The 21,663-nt window shown below is 71.2% G+C and carries 18 protein-coding genes; 15 read left to right on the top strand and 3 right to left on the bottom strand.

The window, feature by feature from the left end:
* Nucleotides 1–12 precede the first annotated feature (12 nt).
* The 10 genes from MED01_RS16855 to MED01_RS16900 all read left to right on the top strand — a co-directional run bounded on the left by MED01_RS16855 (nt 13) and on the right by MED01_RS16900 (nt 10,784).
* Entirely contained in the window at nt 13–630 is a 618-nt protein-coding gene (locus MED01_RS16855) for a hypothetical protein (RefSeq protein WP_238669515.1), read from the top strand.
* 38 nt (nt 631–668) lie between these two features.
* A complete protein-coding gene (locus MED01_RS36130; protein WP_238669516.1) occupies nt 669–1,496 on the top strand; it encodes a ribonuclease HI in 828 nt (275 codons plus the stop codon).
* 92 nt (nt 1,497–1,588) lie between these two features.
* Nucleotides 1,589–4,042, top strand: a complete 2,454-nt coding sequence (locus tag MED01_RS16865; RefSeq protein WP_238669517.1) for an AAA family ATPase — start codon at nt 1,589–1,591, stop codon at nt 4,040–4,042.
* Nucleotides 4,039–4,440, top strand: coding sequence for a hypothetical protein (locus tag MED01_RS16870; protein ID WP_238669518.1), 402 nt, complete (start codon nt 4,039–4,041; stop codon nt 4,438–4,440). The genes MED01_RS16865 and MED01_RS16870 overlap by 4 nt, the downstream gene beginning before the upstream one ends.
* Before the next feature lie 118 nt (nt 4,441–4,558).
* Complete coding sequence (locus MED01_RS16875) at nt 4,559–5,254, top strand: DUF6218 family protein (RefSeq protein WP_238669519.1); 696 nt, start codon at nt 4,559–4,561, stop codon at nt 5,252–5,254.
* A gap of 14 nt (nt 5,255–5,268) precedes the next feature.
* Nucleotides 5,269–6,483 (top strand): exonuclease domain-containing protein, encoded by a 1,215-nt coding sequence (locus tag MED01_RS16880; RefSeq protein WP_238669520.1) that lies wholly within the window; start codon nt 5,269–5,271, stop codon nt 6,481–6,483.
* 125 nt (nt 6,484–6,608) lie between these two features.
* Nucleotides 6,609–7,295, top strand: a complete 687-nt coding sequence (locus tag MED01_RS16885) for a hypothetical protein (protein WP_238669521.1) — start codon at nt 6,609–6,611, stop codon at nt 7,293–7,295.
* A gap of 243 nt (nt 7,296–7,538) precedes the next feature.
* Nucleotides 7,539–8,015: a hypothetical protein gene (locus MED01_RS16890; protein WP_238669522.1), complete on the top strand. Its 477-nt coding sequence runs from the start codon at nt 7,539–7,541 to the stop codon at nt 8,013–8,015.
* Nucleotides 8,016–8,085: 70 nt separating this feature from the next.
* The gene (locus MED01_RS16895; RefSeq protein ID WP_238669523.1) at nt 8,086–9,885 is read left to right on the top strand and encodes a glycoside hydrolase family 15 protein; all 1,800 of its coding nucleotides are present in this window, start codon (nt 8,086–8,088) and stop codon (nt 9,883–9,885) included.
* Nucleotides 9,886–9,947: 62 nt separating this feature from the next.
* Complete coding sequence (locus MED01_RS16900) at nt 9,948–10,784, top strand: aldo/keto reductase (RefSeq protein WP_238669524.1); 837 nt, start codon at nt 9,948–9,950, stop codon at nt 10,782–10,784.
* 159 nt (nt 10,785–10,943) lie between these two features.
* On the opposite strand, the gene MED01_RS16905 is transcribed toward MED01_RS16900, so the two are convergent.
* A complete protein-coding gene (locus MED01_RS16905) occupies nt 10,944–13,013 on the bottom strand; it encodes a phosphocholine-specific phospholipase C (protein WP_238669525.1) in 2,070 nt (689 codons plus the stop codon).
* 135 nt (nt 13,014–13,148) lie between these two features.
* Complete coding sequence (locus MED01_RS16910) at nt 13,149–14,075, bottom strand: AraC family transcriptional regulator (RefSeq protein ID WP_238669526.1); 927 nt, start codon at nt 14,073–14,075, stop codon at nt 13,149–13,151.
* A gap of 103 nt (nt 14,076–14,178) precedes the next feature.
* On the opposite strand from MED01_RS16910, the gene MED01_RS16915 reads away from it, so the two are divergent.
* The 5 genes from MED01_RS16915 (at nt 14,179) to MED01_RS16935 (ending at nt 18,219) form a co-directional block, all read left to right on the top strand.
* Nucleotides 14,179–15,009 carry an NAD(P)H-binding protein gene (locus tag MED01_RS16915; RefSeq protein ID WP_238669527.1) on the top strand — a complete coding sequence of 277 codons (831 nt, stop codon included), beginning with the start codon at nt 14,179–14,181 and terminating at the stop codon, nt 15,007–15,009.
* A gap of 92 nt (nt 15,010–15,101) precedes the next feature.
* On the top strand, nt 15,102–16,142 hold the full coding sequence (locus MED01_RS36135) for an SEC-C domain-containing protein (RefSeq protein WP_238669528.1): 1,041 nt from the start codon (nt 15,102–15,104) through the stop codon (nt 16,140–16,142).
* An 89-nt stretch (nt 16,143–16,231) separates the two neighbouring features.
* The gene (locus MED01_RS16925) at nt 16,232–16,981 is read left to right on the top strand and encodes a metallophosphoesterase (protein WP_238669529.1); all 750 of its coding nucleotides are present in this window, start codon (nt 16,232–16,234) and stop codon (nt 16,979–16,981) included.
* Nucleotides 16,982–16,983: 2 nt separating this feature from the next.
* Nucleotides 16,984–17,619 carry a LysE family translocator gene (locus MED01_RS16930; RefSeq protein WP_238669530.1) on the top strand — a complete coding sequence of 212 codons (636 nt, stop codon included), beginning with the start codon at nt 16,984–16,986 and terminating at the stop codon, nt 17,617–17,619.
* A gap of 117 nt (nt 17,620–17,736) precedes the next feature.
* Nucleotides 17,737–18,219 (top strand): DUF2231 domain-containing protein, encoded by a 483-nt coding sequence (locus tag MED01_RS16935; protein WP_238669531.1) that lies wholly within the window; start codon nt 17,737–17,739, stop codon nt 18,217–18,219.
* A gap of 59 nt (nt 18,220–18,278) precedes the next feature.
* Here MED01_RS16935 and MED01_RS16940 read toward each other — a convergent pair whose 3' ends face one another.
* The gene (locus MED01_RS16940; RefSeq protein ID WP_238669532.1) at nt 18,279–21,620 is read right to left on the bottom strand and encodes a S8 family peptidase; all 3,342 of its coding nucleotides are present in this window, start codon (nt 21,618–21,620) and stop codon (nt 18,279–18,281) included.
* Nucleotides 21,621–21,663 lie beyond the last annotated feature (43 nt).

Genomic DNA, 21,663 nt, shown 5'->3' on the forward strand with positions numbered 1-21,663 from the left:
AAGGAGAGAACCATGACCGAGCCCCACCACCAGCCGGACCCGTCGGCCGAGCCCCCGGCTCAGCCCGAGACCGTGGGCGCAACGAGCCCGCAGCCCGTCATCCGCAAAAGGTCCCAGGTCCGCTGGGTCATCGCCGGTGCTGCCGTTCTGGTGCTGCTGCTCTGCTTCGGCGGCTGCGGCGTGCTGCTGGCGACGACGAACGGTGAGGAGTCGCCCGACCAGGGCAAGGCCGCCCCCACCGCCGCATCCCAGTCGCGCCCCAGCACGTCCGCCCCGACCAGTGCTGCGGCGCCGACCACCGCGCCGGCGACGAAGGCGCCGCCCGCACCCGTCTACGACACCCCGACGAAGGGCGACTTCAAGCTCAAGGTCAAGACCCTGCGGAAGCAGTGCTTCGGCAGCGCCGGATGCAACATCACCTACCGGATTGACGTCACCTACACCGGCGACGGCCTCGACCCGTCCAGCACCTATGAGGTGACGTACGAGGTCAAGGGCGCCGAGGACCCGATCATCAACACCTTTGAGGTGACCGGCGACTCCGCCTCCGTCCAGCAGGAGGAGACGGCCAGCACGAAACGCTCCGGCGACAAGCTGACCGCCGTCGCGACCGACGTGTCGGAGCTGTGAGATGAGCCTGTCCCCATCACCGGACGTCAGGAGGCGTCGTGCGCCCCGATGAGTTCCTCCGCGCCCTGACCCAGCTCCCCCCGCCCCTGCGCGACCGCGTCCTCATCCTTCGTCCCTACACCCGCGCCACCCGTTGCGACGACTGCCAGGGCATCGGTGATGCGGTCCACCTCGCCCTCACCGCAGCCCACTACGACGAGCTGACCTCCGCCGCCGAACTGCTCGACACCGCCGAGCGGCGCGCTGCCGAGCACACCGAGCACACCGGGCACGCGCCGCCGCGCTCGGACCAGCAGCGCGGGCGCGGCCGGGTACTCCGCTGGGCGAAGGCGGCCGGTCCGCTGGTGGCGGCGACCGACGCCAGCTGGAAGGGCCGCGCCGGTGGCATCGGGTACGTGGTCAGCGACGGCCACTACGGTCTGCTCGGGCGGGGCACCGGCCGCCTCGACCCGACCGGCAGGTCCCGGGTGCTCGTCGACGAACTGCGTGCGGTCGACTATCTGCTCACCGGGTATGACGAGGTGCCAGCGGGCATGGCCGTGCTGCTGGACAGCCTGACAGCCGTGCGGTATCTGCACCGCTGGCAGGCCGGTGAGACCGACGCGATGCCCGTCGGCTACAGCCTGCGGCAGCGGCGCTGGTCAGACAAACCGACCCTGGTCCGGCTCGCCGAGCAGGTGGCCCACCGCCCCGACCTTACGTTCGCGCACGTCAAGGGGCACAGCGGCCACGCCCTCAACGAGGCCGCCGACGGCCTGTCGCACATGGCCCGCCGCCGGCGGGAGGAGTCCTTCGACCTGCGTCCTCGTGCGCACACCTTGGTCGACGCGTTCCTGCGCGACTGGCACGCGAACGCCACGGTCTGACCGCGCGACCGCGGTAACCCGCACTTCCACCGCTCACCCCGGGCGGGCCGACATGCAGTCGACCCGCGGACACCACACGCCTGGAGACGACAATGACCCAGCCCGCACAGACCGCCGCCCCGCTGATCGAGCTGATCTTCGACCGCCTCGCCGCCGCTGACGGCGTACCGACCGAGACGGCCGAGCTGGTCCTCGCCGCCCTCACCGGCGAGGAGGACCTGACCGCCGCGCTCGCCGGCGCCCCTACCCGGCTCGCCCCCCGCTCCCCCGCCGATGAGGGTCCGGCGGATCGGATCTGGTTGAAGTCGGTGACCGTCGCCGGGTTCCGTGGCGTCGGCCCGGAACGGACCATCCAGATCGGCCCCGGCCCTGGCTTCACACTGGTCGTGGGTCGCAACGGCTCCGGCAAGTCCAGCTTCGCCGAGGCCGCCGAACTCGCCCTCACCGGTGACAGCGCCCGGTGGGCCGACAAGACCAGCGTGTGGCGTACGGGGTGGCGCAACCTGCACAACCCGGACCCGTGCTGGGTGGGCGTGGAGCTGCGCGTCGACGGGGTGTCCACCCCGACCCGGGTCAACCGGGCCTGGCCGGTCGGGGCCGAACTGGCCGACGCCGAGGTGACGGTCACCAGCGCACAGGGCCGGCACGCGGGCCTCTCCGAGCTGGGTCTGGCCCGCCCCCTGGAGCTGTATCGGCCGTTCCTCACCGCGGCCGAGCTGGGCAAGCTCGCCGCCGGGACGCAGAGTCAGCTCTTCGACGCGCTCTTCGCGATCCTCGGGCTGGACGCGCTCAGCGACGCCGACCAGCGTCTGCTGCGCGCCATCCGGCCGCACGAAGCGGCAATCAAGGAGGTACGCGCACAGCGCGCCGCCCTGGTTGGCACGCTCGACGGGATCGTCGACGACCGGGCCGGGCGGGCTGCCGTGCTGCTGCGTGGCCGGGGCGCTGTCGACCTCGGCGCGGTGACGGCGATCCTCGACGAGCCGGACGAGGCGACCACCGACCGGGAGGTGCTGCTCTGTCGGGAGCTCACCGCCCTCGCCCCGCCGCCGGTCGACGAGGCGACCCGGCTCGCCGGTCAGTTGCGGGAGGCGGCGGTCGAGGCCCAGCGGTACGACGGTGGTCGGTCCCGGGCCGCGCTGCGGAGCGCCGAGCTGCTCCGCCTCGCCCTCGAACATCACGAGGACGAGGGCGACGGGTCGTGCCCGGTCTGTGCCACCGGCACCCTCGACGGTGGCTGGCGTGCCGCCGCCGCGCAGTCGCTCAGCGATCTTCGGCAGCGCAGTGTCGCCGCCCAGACGGCGACGACCCGGCTGACGGCCCTGCTGCGGCAGACGCACCACCTGATCGATGACCTGGTTGTGCCCGAGGGCACCGGGTCGGAGCCGACGGTCGGGGCGCTGCGTGACGCCGTGGCCGCGCTGCGGCGCGTACCTGGGGAGCCGGCCGACCTGGCCGATCACCTGGCGGCGCGGTACCCGGCGGTGGTGGCGGCGGTCGACGCGGCCCGCGCGTACGCCGAGGGGTTTCTGCGGCAACGCGACACCGGCTGGCGGGCGGCGGCGGCCGACGTGCGCGAGTGGACGGCCGCCGCCGGCGCACTGCCGGCGCGGGAGGTGACAGTGGCCCGGTTGAAGGCCGCGCGCGCCTGGTTGAGGGACGCCGGTACGGAGATCCGCAACGAGCGGGTAGCACCGTTCGCCGGGCACTCGCAGCACATCTGGGCGCAGCTGCGGCAGGAGAGCAACGTCGAGCTGGGGTCGATGACGTTGGAAGGCGCGAACACCCGGCGGCGGGTGGTCTTCCCGGTCAGCGTGGACGGCGCCGACAACGGCACGGCGCTAGGTGTGATGAGTCAGGGTGAGATGCAGGCGCTCGGGCTGGCGACGTTCCTACCGCGAAGCTGCGCCCCGGAGAGCCCGTTCCGGTTCATCGTGGTCGATGATCCGGTGCAGAGCATGGATCCGTCGAAGGTGGATGGTCTCGCGCGGGTGCTCGCCGAGCTGGCCGAGCAGCGGCAGGTGGTCGTCTTCACCCACGACACCCGCCTGCCGGACGCGGTGCGCCGGCTCGACCTGGGCAAGGCGCGGATCATCGGGGTGACCCGCGCGGAGAGGTCGGTGGTGACGCTGCGGGCCGGCTCCGACCCGGTGACCCGCTATCTGGACGACGCGTACGCGCTGTCGCGCAACGAGGAGATCCCCGCAGAGGTACGCGGACCGGTGGTCGCGGAACTGTGCCGCTCTGCTGTCGAAGCGGCCTGCCACCGCTCGGTCTGGCGGAACCGGGTGGCGCGGGGTGTCCGGCACGCCGACATCGAGGAGGCGATCGAGGACGCGTCCCGCCGGGTCGCCACCACCGTCGCGTTGGCGGTGTTCGATGACGCTGAGAAGGGTGGTGACGTGCTCGGCTGGCTCGGCCGCCGGCACGGACGACGTGCGGTGAACGCGTACCAGGCGTGTCGGGAAGGCGTGCACGGTGCGTACCTGGCGGACCTGCCCGGCCTGGTCGCGGACGCCCGCCTCCTCGCGGCGGCGCTGTCGTGACCGCGCCGACGCCACAGCGCTGCCTGGCGGCGGCCGATCAACTGCTGCGCGGGTCCGGTCTGCTCGGCGCCACCGCCGTGACCGCTGGCTGGTGGCCGCGGGCCTGCGCCTGCCTGATCCGGCTCGCCCTCGAAGGCGGCATCGACGCCTACTGGCGGCGGGTGAAGCCGACCGTGGCGGCGTGCCGGCAGGGCCGCGCGAAGCAGCTGATGCTGCGCGGCCGGCTCGGTCCGGGCGGCGAAACCGCCCGCCGGGTGGCGTTCGCCTGGGCGACGCTCTCCGCCGCCACGCACCACCACTGCTACGAGCTGGCCCCCACGGCTGCGGAGCTGCGTCGCCTGCACGCCGAGGTGAGCACCCTGCTCGCGCGACTTGAACCGCTCACCCCGCGCGTGTGATCTGTTCAGACACTCGCGTCTGGACGCTACGCGCGATGAGGTGCCGCTCCGGCTGAGCCTGGGTGAGCACATTGACACCTACTGTGATGCTCCCGATTTCGATCATGAAGGACGTGGGATGGCAGAACCTGAGGAATCCGAGAGCGAACTGGCCATTTCCGTTGACTACGTGCCCGGTGCGCGTGGTCATGCTGTTCTCGCCGTCGGCCCCGACGCGGACGGCGTCGAGGCGGTAGCGGTGTGGCGGCTCAGCCCGACCGGACGCGCCGGCGGGGCGTGGCTGGTACGCCTCGATGAAGCCGCGCAGGACGACCAACTTGTTCGCATCATGTGGATGTTGCAGGGGCGGTGCCTGGTGGGGTGGAACCGGGAGGCTCCGGTCGCGATCCTGGAGAGGATCGCTCACGTACTGCCGCAGGAACTGGTCAACATGCTGCGGGGGAACGTGCTGACCGTCTCCGACCTACTCGCGGAGATCACCGAGCACCGGTCCGCCTACAGCGACGCAGTCGACCGGCAGCGTGCGGTGTCCAAGTCGAAGCTGGCCCCGCTCGCCTGGCCCAGCGAGGTGCCGGATCACGAGGATCTGGCGATCCGGCTCGCCGCGCAGCCCCGCGCCGCATCGCCGGTCGCGGGGTCGGCGCTGGCCCTGACGTCGGCTGTCGCCATGACCGCTCAGCTCTGGCAGGACACGGAACAGGCACGGTATCGCCGAAAGTACCTGCGCGCTCTGGGCGAGCCACAGCCGTTGCCTCCACGGTGGCTGGCCTGGTTGCGTGCTGCCGCCGACAACTCCGCTCAGGCCACGATCTAAGGAGTCGACCCGACGTGTACGCAGTTATCGACCTGGAAACGACGGGCCTGCGCACCAGTTGGCACGACCGCGTGGTCGAGGTCGCCGTCATCCACCTTGACGACGCCGGGCAGGGGACGCACGAGTGGTGCAGCCTGGTCAACCCCGGCCGGGATCTCGGTCCACAACTCATCCACGGCATCTCGGCCGCCGAAGCACGGCGCGCACCGGAGTTCGGTCGGCTCGCAGGTCACGTAGCCAGCCTCCTTCGCGGGAGGGTGCTGGTCGCTCATAACCTGCACTTCGACGCCGCATTCCTCATCGCGGAGTACCGCCGGTTGGGGATTGAACTGCCGATCAGCCTGGCCGAGGGGCTGTGCACCATGCGGCTGGCCGGGCACTTCCTCCCGTCGGCCGGCCGCAGCCTGCACGACTGCTGTCGCGCGGCGGGGTTGCCGCCGCACCAGGCCCACTCCGCTCTGCATGACGCGAGGGCAGCCTCGCAGCTTCTGGCCCGCTATCTGCGGGACGTAGGAACGCCACCGCCGTGGACGTCCGTCATTGACGCCGCTGCGGCCGCGCCTTGGCCACCCTTGGCTACCGAAGCAGTGGTGCCGGTGCCTCGCCGAGAGCCTGGGCACCGGGAGGAGCACTTCCTGGCTCGGCTGGTGGACCGGCTCCCGCGGCTCCGTGAACCACAGGGGGACGCGTACCTCGATCTGCTCGACCAGGCACTGCTTGACCGGCATATCTCGGCCAGCGAAGCGGACGCGCTCGTCGCCACGGCCGAAGAGCTCGGCCTCGCCCGAGTCGACGTCGACCACCTGCACCGCAGCTATCTGGCGAGTCTGGCGGCCGTGGCGTTGGAGGACAACGTCCTCACGTCGGCCGAACGCCACGACCTGGACCAGGTTGCCTCGTTGCTCGGGCTACAAGCCTCCGACGTCGACCATGCCCTCAAGGCCGCTCGTGACGTCGGCCCGGCCCGGCCTCAGACCAAGAGTTGGCGGCTTCGACCCGGCGACGTGGTGGTCTTCACCGGGGCGATGGAACCACCGCGGTGGTCCTGGGAAGAAGATGCTCGGGCGGCAGGGCTCCAGGTCGGTGACAACGTCACCAAGAAGACCCGCCTCCTGGTGGCTGCTGACCCCGACTCGATGTCCGGCAAGGCCAAGAAGGCCCGCCAGTACGCCGTTCCGGTCGTGCACCCCATCGCGTACCAGCGCATGCTCGCCGACCTCGCTGAGTAATGCGCCTTGAAGGAACGAACTCGCCCACCCAGTAGGGCGTCCACCGGTCAATGAGGTGACGCAAGATCCGATCGGTTGGTCGAGTGGCAGCCCAGTTGAGACGTGACAACCAAGGAGTTCAAGGCATGGCAGACGACGCCCTCGATTTACCGGCGCCGGAGGCGGGCGCACGTGGGCAGCGGGTCCTCGACCTGCTGGACAAGGCAATCGCCCTGCAGACCCCACTGGTGCAGAAGAACCTCGCCCGGGCCCGCCAGCGCAACCCGGAGGCGACACCAGCCGAGGTGATCCGCAACCTGGAGCGGATCTACGTCAGCGCGTTGACCGGGGCGGGCGCCGCCGTCGGCGGAACCGCAGCGGCACCGGGCGTCGGCACGGGCGTCGCACTGGCGCTGACGGCCGGCGAGGCTCTGTCCTCACTTCAGCTGAGCGCGCTCTTCGCGCTCTCGATCGCTGAAGTCCACGGAGTCCGCATCGACGAGGTCGAGCGCCGCCGAACGATCGTGATGGGGATCATGCTCGGCGGGTCCGGCTCCGCCACCATCACGAGGGTCGCCGAGCGCACCGGGCAACACTGGGGGCGTCAGGTTGTCGCCAAGGTGCCTGTCGCCACGTTGCGCCAGATCAACACGGTCCTGGGGCGGAACTTCATCACGAAGTACGGAACCAAGCAGGGAATCATCGTTCTCGGTCGAGTGGCACCGTTCGGGATCGGTGCGGTGATCGGCGGTGGTGCCAACGCTGCCCTCGCTGCTCTGGCCGTGCGGGCCAGTCGTCGCGCATTCGGCCCACCACCGCCGTCCTGGCCGTGACCGACGTGCGGCGCACCGCCGGCATGGGTGGAGCGCCTACCTGAGGCAGTGGCACGGCACCGACCCGGTGTCAACTCGTCAAGGGACATCTACGCGAGCGGGTCAGCGCGGCAGGTTCGTGGGCTTATGGTGAGAAACCGGGCACCCGGTGGGCGGGTGTCCGGTCGCGCCGTGGGATTCGCGCTGTTCAGCCGGAGGGTGGACCGATGATTGAGAACGCCCGCGGCGTCGACGACTGCTGAGATGGACTGGGCCGGATGGGCGTTGTTCGGGTTGGTCGCCACCGCGGCGCTCACCGCGGCGATGATCTCCGCTCAGCTGGCCGGTCTCACTCGGCTCGACCTTCCCCTGGTGCTCGGGGCCTTCGTCACCGACGATCCCGACCGGGCGCGGGTCGTCGGGTTCTTCCTGCACCTCTGCACCGGTCAGGGTTTCGCCCTCGGTTACGCGGCCACGTTCGCGCTGTTGCACCGCGCCACCTGGTGGATCGGGGCACTGCTCGGGATCGTGCACGTCGGGATCGCGCTGACGGTGATTCTTCCGCTGCTTCCTGGTGTCCACCCGCGGATGGCCTCGCAACGGGCGGGGCCGGCCAGCACGGCGGTGTTGGAGCCACCCGGGCTGTTCGCCGTCAACTACGGCATCCAGACGCCCCTGGTCACGGCTGTCGTCCACGTCATCTACGGGGTCTTTCTCGGGCTACTCCTCCAAGCCCGGTGACCCACGTCCGACTGTTGTCCCCGCCCGACGCACGCTGTTCGCCAGCCCGGCCCGTCAAGGGGCGATTTCGATGACTGACGGGCCGCCGATCAGCGACTACGGTCTGCTGGGCGACACTCGCACTGCCGCCCTGGTCGCGAGTGACGGCGCGATGGACTGGCTCTGCGTGCCACGCTTCGACGGCGATCCCCTGTTCGGCCGGCTGGTCGGGGGCCCGGAAGCCGGAACGTTCCGGGTCGGCCCGGCCGGGCCGGCCACTGTCGTCGAACGGCGGTACCGGCAGCACACCGCCACCCTGGAAACCACCTGGGCGGTGGGCGGCGGCCGGCTGACCCTCACCGAGGCGATGGTGGCCGAGGTCAGCGGTCGCCTGCTGCCCGCGACACTGATCGTGCGACGGCTGTCGGCCGAGCAGGCGCCGGTCGACGCGGTGGTGGAGTTCGATCCCCGCCTCGGCGCACGGCACCGCCGGCCCCGAGCCCACCACCGGAGCCAGGCCCTCGTGTGTGAGTGGGGGGCGCTCGCGGTCGCGTTGGACAGCACGCCCGCGTTCGGCATCGAACCGGGTCGGCCCAGCTCGATCACCGTCCGCCCGGGCCGTCCGGTCACCCTCGTGCTGGCCGTGGCCCACCGCGAACCGCTGATCCACGTCGAGCCGACGGCCGCCTGGGACCTGCTGGTTGAGGACGAGAGCCGTTGGCGGGCCTGGACCGCGGAGATCGACGAGCGGCTGCCGTTCCGGGAACACGTCGTACGAAGTCTGCTCACCTTGCGGCTGTTGACCTACTCGCCCTGCAAAGCGCCGGTGGCCGCACCGACCACGTCACTGCCCGAGGATCCCGGTGGGGGACGTAACTGGGACTACCGCTATGTCTGGCCCCGAGACGCCAGCATCGGCGTCAGCGCTTTCCTCAGTGTCGGCAAGACCGACGAGGCACGTGGTTTCCTCGCGTGGCTGTTGCACGCGAGCCGACTGCAACGGCCACGCCTGCCGGCGCTGCTCACCCTGCACGGCAGGCAGGTGCCGGCGGAGCGAGAGCTGTCCGGTTGGCCCGGCTACCTCGACAGCCGTCCGGTACGGATGGGCAACGGCGCCGCCGGTCAGCACCAGCTCGACGGCTACGGCTGGGTGATCGACGCCGCCTGGGCGTTCGCCCAGGGCGGGCACCGCCTCTCCGCCGAGACGTGGCGGGCGGTGCGCGGTTTCGCCGACGTCGTCGCCGGTTGTTGGCAGCAGCCCGATGCCGGTATCTGGGAGGTGCGGGAGCCCGACCAACACGTCCATTCCAAGCTCATGGGCTGGCTCGCCCTGGATCGTGCCCTGGCCATCGCCGACACGCACCCCCTGCGGGAGGGTCAACGTCGACGCTGGCAGAACGCCCGTGCTGCGATCGCCGCCGAGGTCCGGACGCGCGGCTTCGACCCGACGGCGGTCAGCTACGTCCGCAGCTACGGCTCCTCCGATCTCGACGCGGCGCTGCTCGTCCTGCCGCTGCTGGGCATGGACCGGGCCGAGTCACCCCGGGTACGCGGCACCATCGACGCCATCCGGGACCGGCTGTCCGCCGGCGGTCCACTTCTCTACCGCTACCCGCCCGGACGTGACGGCCTCCCCGGCACCGAGGGCGCGTTCCTTCCCTGCTCGTTCTGGCTCGTTCAGGCCCTTGCCCGCACCGGGCGTCGCCGTGAGGCCGTCGAGCTGTTCCGGGTCATGGCCGACCACGCCAGCCCACTTGGCCTCTACGCCGAGGAGGTGGACCCGGCGACGGGTGCCCACCTCGGCAACTACCCGCAGACGCTGACCCACGCCGCGCTCATCCAGGCCGCACTCGCCATCAGGGACGCCCCCGCTGGTGACGGGGCCACCTGAGGGACCGTCCGGGCGGAAGAGACCCAGCCTGCGGGACGGCTCGCGCGGGTAGGGTTCCGATCATGACGATTCCCCATCTGACGGCAGCCGACGGCACCACTCTGCCGGCGATCGGGCTCGGCACGTACCGGCTGAACGGCTCGGCGGGTGTCGACGCGATCGGCCAGGCGATCCGGACCGGCTACCGGTTGATCGACTCGGCGGTGAACTACGAGAACGAGGGCGCTGTCGGCCGGGCGGCCCGGTCGGCCGGTGACGTGCGGGACGAGCTGGTCGTCACCTCGAAGCTGCCGGGGCGGCACCACAGCTACGACGAGGCGCTGACCACCATCGAGGAGAGTGTGTTCCGCACCGGCCTCGACCGAATCGACCTGTACCTGATCCACTGGCCGAACCCGAAGGTCGACAGGTACGTGCAGGCGTGGCGGGCGTTGATCGAGGCGCGTGAGCGTGGGCTGGTGCGGCACATCGGGCTCTCCAACTTCCTGCCCGAGCACATCGAGCGGCTGGTGGCCGAGACCGGGGTCGCCCCGGTGGTCAACCAGATCGAGGTGCACCCGTACTTTCCGCAGCAGGAAGCGCTCGACTACCACCGGGAGCACGGCATCCTGGTGCAGGGGTGGAGCCCGCTCGGCCACGGCAACGACCTGCAGCAGCACCCCGTCGTCGTGGAGATCGCGACAGCGCACGGCGTCAGCCCGGCGCAGGCCATCCTCGCCTGGCACGTGGCCCGTCAGGTGATCCCGCTGCCCAAGGCCGCCTCCCCGCAGCGGCAGGTCGAGAACCTTGACGTCTTCGGTATCACGCTCACCGACGCGCAGGTCGAGGCCATCACCGCGCTGGGCCGCCCGGACGGGCGGCTTTCGGACCAGGACCCGGCGGTGTACGAGGAGTTCTGACCGAGCCGACATACGAGCGCCGTGACGAGCGTGATGACTGTGCGGCATCGATATGCCTGTGAGTCATCACGCTCATCCGCTCATCCGCACATCCGCCGCCGATCGCGGCGCCGAGCCACGTCACCCGGGCCGTCGGCGACCCGGGTGACGCGGTGTCGCTTAGACGAGCCCGCCGAGGGCCGGGTCGCTGATGCTGTCCTTGCCGTTCTCGACGTGACCCGCGCAGCGGTACGCGAAGTCGGCGTCACCGGCGACGTGGACCGTCAGGTCGTACCAGCCGTGGGTGCGGGCGAGCGCCCACGTGACGCGCTCGGTCTCGCCGCGGCGCAGCGACAGCGTGACCGGTCGGGCGTTGTACCCGTCGCGGACTGTCACCTCGACCCGCTTCGACAGGCGGTTGGTGAGCGTGAGGGCGAGCTTGTAGTCGTGCTCGTCGTAGGCGGGGGTGACGTCGAGGTGGGACCGGCCGTCGGCGAATCGGCGGAAGAACCCGTTCGGCCCGTGCACCAACAGGTCGTACCCGGAGGTGACCGGCCAGGTGTCGGCCAGGTGCTTGCCCGGCTCGACCGTGTAGCTGCGCGGGGCGTCCGCGCGGCCCGCCTGGCGGACCTGGAAGACAGCGGCGGCACCGCCGGAGTTGCGGAAGTCGATCCGGAACGAGTCATCACTGCGGTGCCCGTCGGCGTGCAGGGTGTACGGGATCGGCCGTGCCGGGCGTACCCCGTGCTCCTGCTTCGGCAGCCGCTGGTCGGCCGGCGGGACCGGCACCTCGTCGGGGTGCCGGACCAGTTCCTCGGGCTTGAAGTCGTCGGTGTCGGGCAGCCTGACCTCGCGCGAGCGGTTCGGGTGCCGGAAGTCGAACGCCGTGGTCAGGTCGCCGACGACGGCCCGCCGCCACGGGGTGATGTTCTGCTCGATCAGGTCCGGCCGGCCGGGCCCGAACCGCGCCTCCAGGAACTTGATCAGTGAGGTGTGGTCGAAGACCTGCGAGTTCACGTAGCCGCCGCGCGTCCACGGCGAGACGATGACCATGGGAACCCGGATGCCGAGGCCGTACGGTCCGGCCGGGTGGTCGGCGTCGCCGGGGAAGATCTCGTTGGTGGTCGGCACTGTCGACTGTCCGTGCTCGCGGGTCTGCGGGGGCGTCGGTGGGACCACGTGGTCGAAGAAGCCGCCCTCCTCGTCGTAGGTGATGAAGAGCGCCATCTTGCTCCACACCTCGGGGTTCGCGGCGAGGATGTCGATGACCTGCGAGATGTACCAGGAGCCGTAGGCGGGCTCCCAGTTCGGGTGCTCGGTGTACGCCTCGGGTGCGGTGATCCAGGAGACCTCCGGCAGGCGTCCCGCCTCGACGTCGGCGCGGAAGTCGGCCAGGAGCGCCTCCGGGTCGCGGCCCTGGGTCCTGACCTCGGTGCCGGTCTTGGCCTTGTCCGCGAGGGGCGTTCCGGGCTGCGCGTTCTGGTACTGGTGGAAGTAGAGCAGCGAGTTGTCGCCGTAGTTGCCGATGTACGGGTCGTTGGTCCAGCCCCAGGAGCCGGCGGCGTTGAGGCCGGTGCCGACGTCCTGGTAGATCTTCCAGGAGATGCCGTTGCGCTCCAGCCGCTCCGGGTAGGTGGACCAGTCGTAGCCGGCCTCGGCGTTGGTGATGACCGGGCCGCCGCCCTTGCCGTCGTTGCCGACCCAGCCGCTCCACATGTGGTAGCGGTTCGGGTCGGTCGGGCCCATCAGCGAGCAGTGGTAGCTGTCGCAGACGGTGAACGCGTCGGCGAGCGCGTAGTGGTACGGCAGGTCCTGGCGGGTGTGGTAGGTCATCGCCGTGACGCCCTTGTTCGGCACCCACTTGTCGAACCGGCCGTCGTTCCAGGCGGCGTGCCCGTCGTTCCAGCCGTGCGGCGGGTCCGGCAGGAAGGTCCGGCCGAGGTCCTTCACCTCGGGGCGGAAGGGCAGCAGCTCGTCGGTCCCGTTGGGCTGGTGCCACACGTCCTTGCCCGACGGCAGTGTCGCCGGATGGGGGTCACCGAATCCGCGTACACCACGCATGGTGCCGAAGTAGTGGTCGAACGAACGGTTCTCCTGCATCAGGATGATGACGTGCTCGACGTCCTCGATCGAGCCGGTCCGGTTGTTCGCCGGGATGGCGAGCGCCTTGCTGAGGTCCATCGGAAGCGCCGCGCCGATCGCGGGAACTCCCATCGCCTTCAGGAACGTACGGCGATCCACAGTGCCCATAATTCCGCCTTTGTGCGACCTGGTCGGGAAACTGGCGACCGGACGCTACCGACGACGGGTTGACGGCAGATGACAGTGGTTAGTTGGTTTTGCGACCACTCGTCGACCGGCTCCGGGCCCTGGACGAGTAGCCGCTCAGGCCGCGGTGGCGTCGACCCGGGTGAGCCGTCGATGCCGGCTCGGGCTCATGCCATGGACACGTTTGAAGGCCGCGCTGAACCCGAACGCGTCCGCGTACCCGAGGTGACGTGCCACGGCGGCGACAGTCGCGCTCGATTCGGACAGCATGTCGGCGGCCACCGTCATGCGCCAGTCGGTCAGGTAGGTGAGCGGCGGTTCGCCCACCAACGCGGTGAACCGTTTGGCCAGCGTCGACCGGGAGACTCCGGCCTGCGCGGCCAGGCTGGCCAGGGTCCACTGGCGACCGGGAGCGTCGTGCATGGCGCGCAGCACCGGGCCGACTGTGTCGTCGCTCAGCGCGCGGTACCAGCCGGGGGCCTCGGCCTCCGGTTGGTCGAACCAGTCCCGCACGGTGCACACCAGCAACCAGTCCAGCAGGCGGTCCAGCACCACCTGTCGTCCGTGCCGCCCCGCGTCGAGTTGGGCGTCCAGGTAGTCGCGCAGCGCGGCGCAGTCCTGGTCCTCGGGCACGACGAGCACCGGCGGCAGCGCACCCAGCAACCGCTGGGGCACCCGACCCCGGACGTGGTACACCCCGACCAGCAGCACGAGACTGTCGGTGTGGTCCGCGCCCACCGGCTCGACCGGGCCGGTCTGGCCGCGCCGGACGTCGCGCAGTTCCCCGGGCTCGAAGCTCGACCGGGGCTCGGCGGAGAAGACGAACGGCGCCGGCCCGCGCACTGTGGCCGCCTCGCCGACCCGGACCAGGCGAGGCTTGTCGCTCTCCGGGTGGGAGATCCAGCCCTCGCCCCGCATCGGGACGCAGAGCGTCAGCGGGGCGCCGTCGGTGAACCGCAGCGCCGACGGCGGCGTCAGCACCGACCGGCCGAAGGCCGCGCCGTTAGCGTGCAGACCGCGCAGCAGACTGTCGAACGGGTCCATGCCACCGACGATAGAGCGCGGAGGATGGACCGCGGACGATCGGACATGCCTGGCGTACGACAGGACATGTCCCGCCCTCGACCGGGCGCGTTGACTGGTGGTCATGACGACGGACGCATCTTCGACACTCGTGATGGCTGGCACCGGCAAGACCGGTCGTCGGCTGGTCCAGACGCTGCGGGCTGCGGGTCGGTCCGCCCGGGCCGCCTCTCGCTCCGGTGAGGTGCGGTTCGACTGGTCGCGGCGGGACACCTGGCAGCCGGCCCTGGCGGGCGTCTCGGCGGTCTACCTGCTCGCTCCGGAGGACCCGGCGCTGGCCACCGACTTCGTGACCCAGGCTGTCGACTCGGGTGTCGGCCGGATCGTGGCGCTCTCCGGCCGGGGGATCGACCGGGTCGCTGACTTCTCCCCCGGCATGCTCGCCGCGGAGGAGGCGGTGCGCGCATCCGGCATCGAGTGGACGATCATCCGGCCGAACAACTTCAGCCAGAACTTCAGCGAGGACCTGTTTCGCCAACCGCTGCTCGACGGTCGGCTGGCCCTGCCGATGGGCGCCACGCCGGAGCCGTTCGTCGACGCCCAGGACGTCGCCGACGTGGCCGCGACGCTGCTGACGTCGCCCGGTCACCACGAACAGGTGTACGACCTGTCCGGTCCTCGTGCGCTCACGTTCGCCGCGGCGGTGGCGACGATCGCCCGGGTGACCGGCCGTTCGATCCGCTACGAGGAGCTCACCCCCGAGCAGTACCACGCGGAGCTGCTCGCCGAGGGCTATCCGGCGGAGGCGGCGACGGCGCTGAACGCCCTGTTCACCGGGATGCGGGCTGGTCATCTCGCCGAACCGACCGACGGGGTACGACGAGTTCTCGGACGGGACCCGCTCGACTTCGACACCTACGCCGCTCAGGCCGCGGCGGCCGGCGCCTGGTCGTAGTCCGCCCGGCGGCGGGCAGAAGACGCGGCGTCAGAGCGGGGTAACAGGTGATCTGCCCGCATTCCGCGCGTACCCCGACGTACCGTGAGATCGTGCCGACGAGAGAGACACTCACCAAGGCTGACCTCGCCGAACTTCGCCGCTCGGCGCTCGGGAACGCCGATCCGCTCGGTGTCGCCGCCGACGTAGCGGAGGCCGCCGAGCAGGGCCGGCTGGAGGACCCGGACGACGCCGGGGACGCGTTCACGCTGGCCGCCGAGATCGCCGAGATCCGGGCCAGGCCCGAGGCCGCGCTGCGCTACGCGGAGCAGGCGCTGGCGGCGTACCCGTCCGGTGATGACCCTCGGGCCGGGTTCGCCCGCGCGCTGCGGGCCCGCGCGCTGTTCCGGGCCGGCGGCCGCGACGACGAGGCGCTGGCGGAGTTGACGGCGTTGCGCCCGTTGCTGCTCGTGCAGCCCGACGCCCCCGCCTACGTCAGTGCCGCGCTGGATGCCGGTGGGCGTTCGGCGACCGCCGAGACGTGGCTGAGCGAGGCGGTCAACACGGTGCTCGAAGGTGCGATTGCCGCGGCCGGGCCGGCCAGCACCGCTGTCGACCCGGTGGTCGAGCTCGGTCCGCCGGACGCGCCGGGTGTCGCCTTCTTCCTGCTGCAACAACGGCATCGGGTACGCCGCAATCTGAACCTGCCGCACGACCGGCAGGACGACCTGGCGGACCGGCTGGAGACCCAGCTCGTGCGTCGGGCCGGGGAGCGTCGGGACGCCGAGTCGGATCTGCTCTTCTGGCCGCGGGCCGAGTTCGATCGCCTGCTCGCCGAGCACCCTGCCCTCACCCAGGTGTACGGGCCGGACTGGGACGCGCACCGGGGCCGGCTGGAGACGGAGTTGGTTCGGCTGAGGGAAGCAGGTCAGGCCGGGTTGGGCGTGTTCGGCGCGACAGTGGCCGGGTTGACCGCGTTCGCCGGTCGACGTGGCGGCGATCCGGCCGACGCGGCGGTCCGGGCCGGCTACGCGGCCGAGGTGTCGGCGCGGCCCAGCGCACGGATCGCCTGGCCGCCGGAGCGCAACGACGCCTGCTGGTGCGGTTCGGGCCTCAAGTACAAGAAGGACTGCCTGCCGCGTTCCCGGAGCTGACCTCGACGGACACCACGCTGCGGCGGCCGACCTGGCCGGGAGTAGTGTCCCCTGACGGCTTGATGTTGGTAGCCGTTAGGAGAGCTCCTGTGCTGGTCATCGCGCATCTCAGTGACACCCACCTCGACAGCCACCCCCGGTCGGCCGAGCGGACCGCCCGGGTCATGGACTACCTGCACGGCCTGCCACGGCCTGTCGACGCGATCCTGATCACCGGGGACATCGCCGACCACGGCGAGGTGGCCGAGTACGAGACCGCCGCGAAGCTCTTCGACTCTCCGTTGCCGGTGATGCTCTGCCCCGGCAACCACGATGTGCGTGACGCGTACCGCAAGGGTCTGCTCGGTGACGACGACGGCGGCGGCACCGGCCCGATCAACACCCGCCACGACGTGGCCGGGGCGGTCTTCCTCCTCGCCGACTCGTCGGTGCCCGGTGCGGACGACGGTCACCTGGACGAGGAGACGATGGCCTGGCTCGCAGACGAGCTGGGTTCGGTGCCGGCCGGGACGCCGACGTTCGTCGCCCTGCATCACCCGCCGGTGGTGCTGCACCACCCGGTCATCGACCCGATGCGGCTGCTGCCGTCCGACCCCCTGGCCGAGCTCGTCGCCGCCCACCCGCAGGTCGTCGCCGTGCTGACGGGGCATTTCCACACCGCCGCCGCGAGCACCTTCGCGGGCCGTCCACTGCGGATCGCCCCGGGTGTGGTCTCCACACTGCGGATGCCCTGGGAGGGCGAGGGCCCGTTGGCCACCCAGACCCAACCGCCCGGCGTCGCGTTCCACGTGTACGACGACGCCGGGCTGTTCACCACCCACTACCGGGTGGTGGTCTGAGCATGCACGGGGTCGCGGTGCTCGGTTTCCTGCTCGCCGTCGCGCCGATCACCGCCACGCCGGGCGCGAGCCTGACCCTGGTCATCTCGCGGGTGGCCGCCGGCGGGCGGCGGCAGGGCTGGTGGGTGATCCTGGGTACGGTGACCGGGCTCTACGCGCACGCCACGCTGGCCGCCGTCGGCCTGGCCGCGCTGGTGCTCCGCTCGTCGCAGGCGTTCTGGGTGGTCAAGCTGGTCGGGGCCGGTTATCTGGTCGGGCTCGGGCTCTGGATGCTCTGGTCCGCGTCGCGCCGCCGCACGGAAGCGGAACGGCGACCGACGGTTTCCGCCCGAAGGCTGCCCTGGCGCGTGGACCACCCGTACCTGCAAGGGTTGCTCGGCAACGTGCTGAACCCCAAGGCCGCCGCCATCTACCTCACGTTGGCACCGCAGTTCCTCGAACCGGGCCGACCGGTGCTGGTGCCGATGGTGCTGCTCGCCACGGCGCACGCCGCGCTGCACACCTGTTGGCTCGCCGGCTGGACCGTCGTCTCCGGTGCCGCCGCCCGGTTGCTCCGCACCGCATCGGTGCGACGAATGCTCGATCGACTGACCGGCGTGATCCTGGTCGGCCTCGGCGTACGTGCGGCGGCGACCTGAGTCCGCATTGCGGTGCGACAGGTGAGTGATCGACGGGGATGACACGCCCGCGTGGTACCGATAGCGTCCCGGTGTGGACGATCAACGTCCAGGCTGATGTCACCGGAGGAGACGCCGATGTTCGAGGAGTTCATGGGCATCCCGGCCCACCCTCTGCTGCTGCACGCCGCTGTCGTGTTCGTGCCGCTGCTGGCTCTGCTGACTGTCGGTTACGCGTTCGTACCGCCGATCCGGCCGCACACCCGGTGGGTGCTGGGGTTGCTGGCAGTGGGTGCGCCGGTCGCCGCCCTGCTGACGAAGCTCTCCGGCGACGCCTTCCTTGAGCGGATGCGCGCCGCCAAGCGGGTCACCCCCGAGTTCCTGCCGAAGCTGGAGGCGCACCAGGAGTTCGGTGACATCACGCTCTACGCCAGCATCGGGTTGGGGGTGGTGGCCCTGGCACTGGTCCGGCTCGTTCCGCCGCGTCCCGCCGCGGGTGCGCGCCCCCGACTGCTGACCCCGGCGTTGCAGGTGTTGTCGCTGGTGGCCGCGGCCGTCACCGTGTATTACGTGTTCCGTACGGGCGACTCCGGGGCGAAGGCGGTCTGGGAGGGCCAGTGACGGTCCGGCACCTGGTGGTGCGACCCGGCCGGAGCCGGGTCGCACCACTGTGTCGACGGTCAGCCGGCGTGGTACGCCCGGATGATGGTCTGCTCGATTCCGCTACCACCCTTGGCGGCGGCCTTCACCCGCAACGACACGGGTTGCCCGGCGGCGGCCGTCGGCAGCGCGACCCGGTAGCCGTCGTCGCTGCCGGTGACCCGGGCCGACTTCCAGGTGGCCCCGTCGTCCGTCGAGGTCCAGACCTGGAACGACGTCACCTTCTGCGCCTTGATGCCGCGCATCTGCCGGACGGCCAGTTCCGCCGTTCCGCCGGTGGCGTGGTTGTTGGTGTCCATCGGCAGCGCGTAGTCCACAGCGAGCAGCGGCAGCGGCACGCTGCCGGTGCCGTCCGGCCCGGCCGACCGGAACGTCCACGACGTGTTGACCTTGGTGGAGATCGGCAGGATCAGGCTCGTGTCGACGTCGAGGGTCAGCCGGTAGTCGGCCACCTGCTGTGGCACTGTGAAGTCGGCGAGCGGGCGGTCCCGCTCCTCGACCAGCTTCCCGTTGCGGTACAAGGACAGCTTGCGGTTCACGCCGATCGAGGCGCCCTGGAGGCAGTCGGCCCGCTGGTGCTGGTCGGTCAGCGACACCAGGTCGATGTGCAGGTTGCCCCGGGTCCGTGACGGCGCGGTGGCGCAGCTGTGGTCGACGCCGGCCGGGTCGTCGTACCAGCCGGAGTGCAACGGCTGCCGGGCCCAGACCTTGGTCTGCCGACTGCCCGGCTGATAGGTGCGGGGGGCCTCCTGAGCGGACAGGCCGCCGTAGACACCCTCGTCGGCCCAGCGGTAGCCGGCCGAGAGGTAGTCGGTGCGGTACGGCGGCAGGTTCCCCTCATGGGTCTGCGTCACCGGCACCCCGTCCGCGGTGAAGCCGCTGCGGATCAGTTGGGTGACCATCCCCTCCGAGTCCACCTGGTGGAAGCGCTCCTCGATCCGGGCGAGCTTGGCCTGCTCGGCCCTGTTCACCCGGAAGGCGGGGTCGGCCGGCACGCCGCCCGCGTACTCGTGCACAAGGTTGTAGCGGTACGGGTTGGTGGTGCCGGCCGGCGAGTCCAGGTTGACCGCCGCCCAGGTGCGCCGGGAGCCGACGGTGGGCTTGGGCAGCGCTGTGGTGCGGACCGTCGTCCTGGCCCCGTACCCGCTGATCTGGTGCCACCAGGACAGGCCGTTCGGCGCGGTCTGCACGTTGGTGAGGTCGGTGCGGGTGGGCGTGGTGGGCACCCCGTCGACGGTCGCCGTCACCGGCTTGGCCCGCGCCGGGTCGAGCGTCACGCTCCGGGCGGCGCGCACGTCCAGGTCGGCCTCGGCGGCGAGGGTCGTCTCCAGCACGTCGCTGTCGACGTAGTAGGCGACGGAGGAGCCGAGGACCGCGTACCGGCCGGCCGGCACCCGCAGCGTGAAGGTGTCTCCGGGCGTACCGCCCGCGCCGTCGTAGTAGATCACCGGGTCGGTGAGGTTGGTGACCATCAGGTTGATCCAGCTCTCCGCGCCGTCCTTCAGGCCCGGCATTGGCTTCGTCTGGATCGTCAGGTCGTAGCTGGGCTGCTCGACGTAGAAGCTCACCGGGGTCGTCGCGACCAGCTTGCGGCCGGAACGAGCGGTGACGGTGGCCAGGTAGAAGCCCGGCCGGGCGGCCAGCGCCGCGCGGTTGACCCGCAGCGTCGCCGAGGCGGTGGTGCCGTGCTTGAGCGTCAGCCGGCTCGCCGAGAGCGACGCCGCGCCGCGCGGCACCGGCTGGCCGTCGTGGTTGACGATCGACACGTCGAGGTCGAGAACGGTCGTCGACTCACCGGTCCAGCTCAGCTTCGTCTCGCTGGTCCCGGACTGCGGGTGGGCGAAGGTGCCGAGGTTGACCACCGGCTGGTCGCTGGTGGGGCCACCGAGGGCCCGGGCCGCGTTGAGCCGGCCGGCGCCGACGGCGTACGGGTCGATGCCGGTGAGCGGGTCGCCGGCGCCGACGAGGGCGGCCTTGAGTCGCTCACCGGTCCAGTCCGGGTGGCGCTGGACGAGCAGCGCGGCGGCGCCGGCCACGTGCGGGCTCGCCATCGAGGTGCCACTGATCGCCTCGTAGTACCTGTCGATCGGGTCCTGGAGGTTGGTGCCGGCGGCCCGGGCGGCGACGATGTCGACACCGGGCGCGACCAGTTCCGGCTTGGCCACGTTGCTGGTGACCAGCGGCCCGCGGCTGGAGAAGTCGGCGAGCTTGTCGTCGCGGTCGACAGCGCCGACGGTCAGCGCGCTGGCCGCCGAGCCCGGTGAGGAGATGGCGCCGCCGCTGTTGCCGGCGGCGATGACGAAGAGCGCGCCGGTGGACGTGCTCAGAGCGTCGACGGCGAGCGACAGCGGGTCGCTGCCGTCGTCCGGGTCGCTGCCGCCGAGGCTCATGTTGATGACGTCGGCCCGGGTGGCGGCCCACTCCATCGCGGCGATGATGCCGGAGTCGTCGCCGTAGCCGTGGTCGTCGAGAACCTTGCCGATCACCAGCTTGGCGTCCGGCGCCACGCCGCGACGCTGGCCGTGGGCGGCCGCGCCGGTGCCGGCGATGGTCGACGCGACGTGCGTACCGTGGCCGTTGTGGTCGACGGCGTCACCGCTCTCGACGGTGAAGTCGGCCCGCTCGGCGACCCGGCCGACCAGGTCCGGGTGGGTGAAGTCAGCGCCGGTGTCGAGCACCGCGACCCGGACGCCCTTGCCGGTGTAGCCGGCCTTCCAGGCGTCCGGCGCGGCGATCTGGCCCAGGTTGCGGTCCAGGCCGGCCGGGCGTCCGCCGTCGGTCAGGGCGGTGGCCCGGACCTTGCGGTCGAGCCAGACCTTCTTCGCGCCGGCGAGCAGCGAGTTGGTCGCGAGCTTCGCCGTGGCCGGGCTCTTCTTGGGTACGCGGCCGGCGACCGCACCGATGCTGGGCAGCGACAGCACGTCACCGAGCGCGGCCACCCGGGCGGACGCGGTGGCGGGTTGCACGATGAGCGGCAGCTCGGTGGAGTTGTCGTCGTCGTAGCCGTCGGCGATCAGCGTGGTGACGTCGAACAGGTCGGGGTCCAGAACCGGGCCGATCTGGGACGCGACGCGGGTGGGGATGACGTGCAGGTGACCGTCGGGGCCGCAGCTCTGGTGGATCACCGCGTTGTCGTCCGCCGGCCGAATTGTGGCCTGTGGGCAGCCCGATCCGGTGTCCCGTACGGTCACCACGTCCCCGGTCAGCAGGGTGACGGTGTGCGTCTTCGGATCGGCAGTGGCTGCGGGTGCGCCGGTCTGACCGATGTCGCTGGGTCCGGCCGTGGCAGCGCCGCCCGGTAGGGCGGTCAGCGTCGTGGCCGTGACGGCGACGGCCAACAGCCATCGCGTTTTCCTGAGCATGTCGCTCCTCGTCTAATGTGGACGAAAGCGCCTCTTCGGGCGG

The sequence above is a fragment of the Micromonospora alfalfae genome (genome assembly GCF_022230925.1).
Taxonomy (GTDB): Bacteria; Actinomycetota; Actinomycetes; order Mycobacteriales; family Micromonosporaceae; genus Micromonospora; species Micromonospora alfalfae.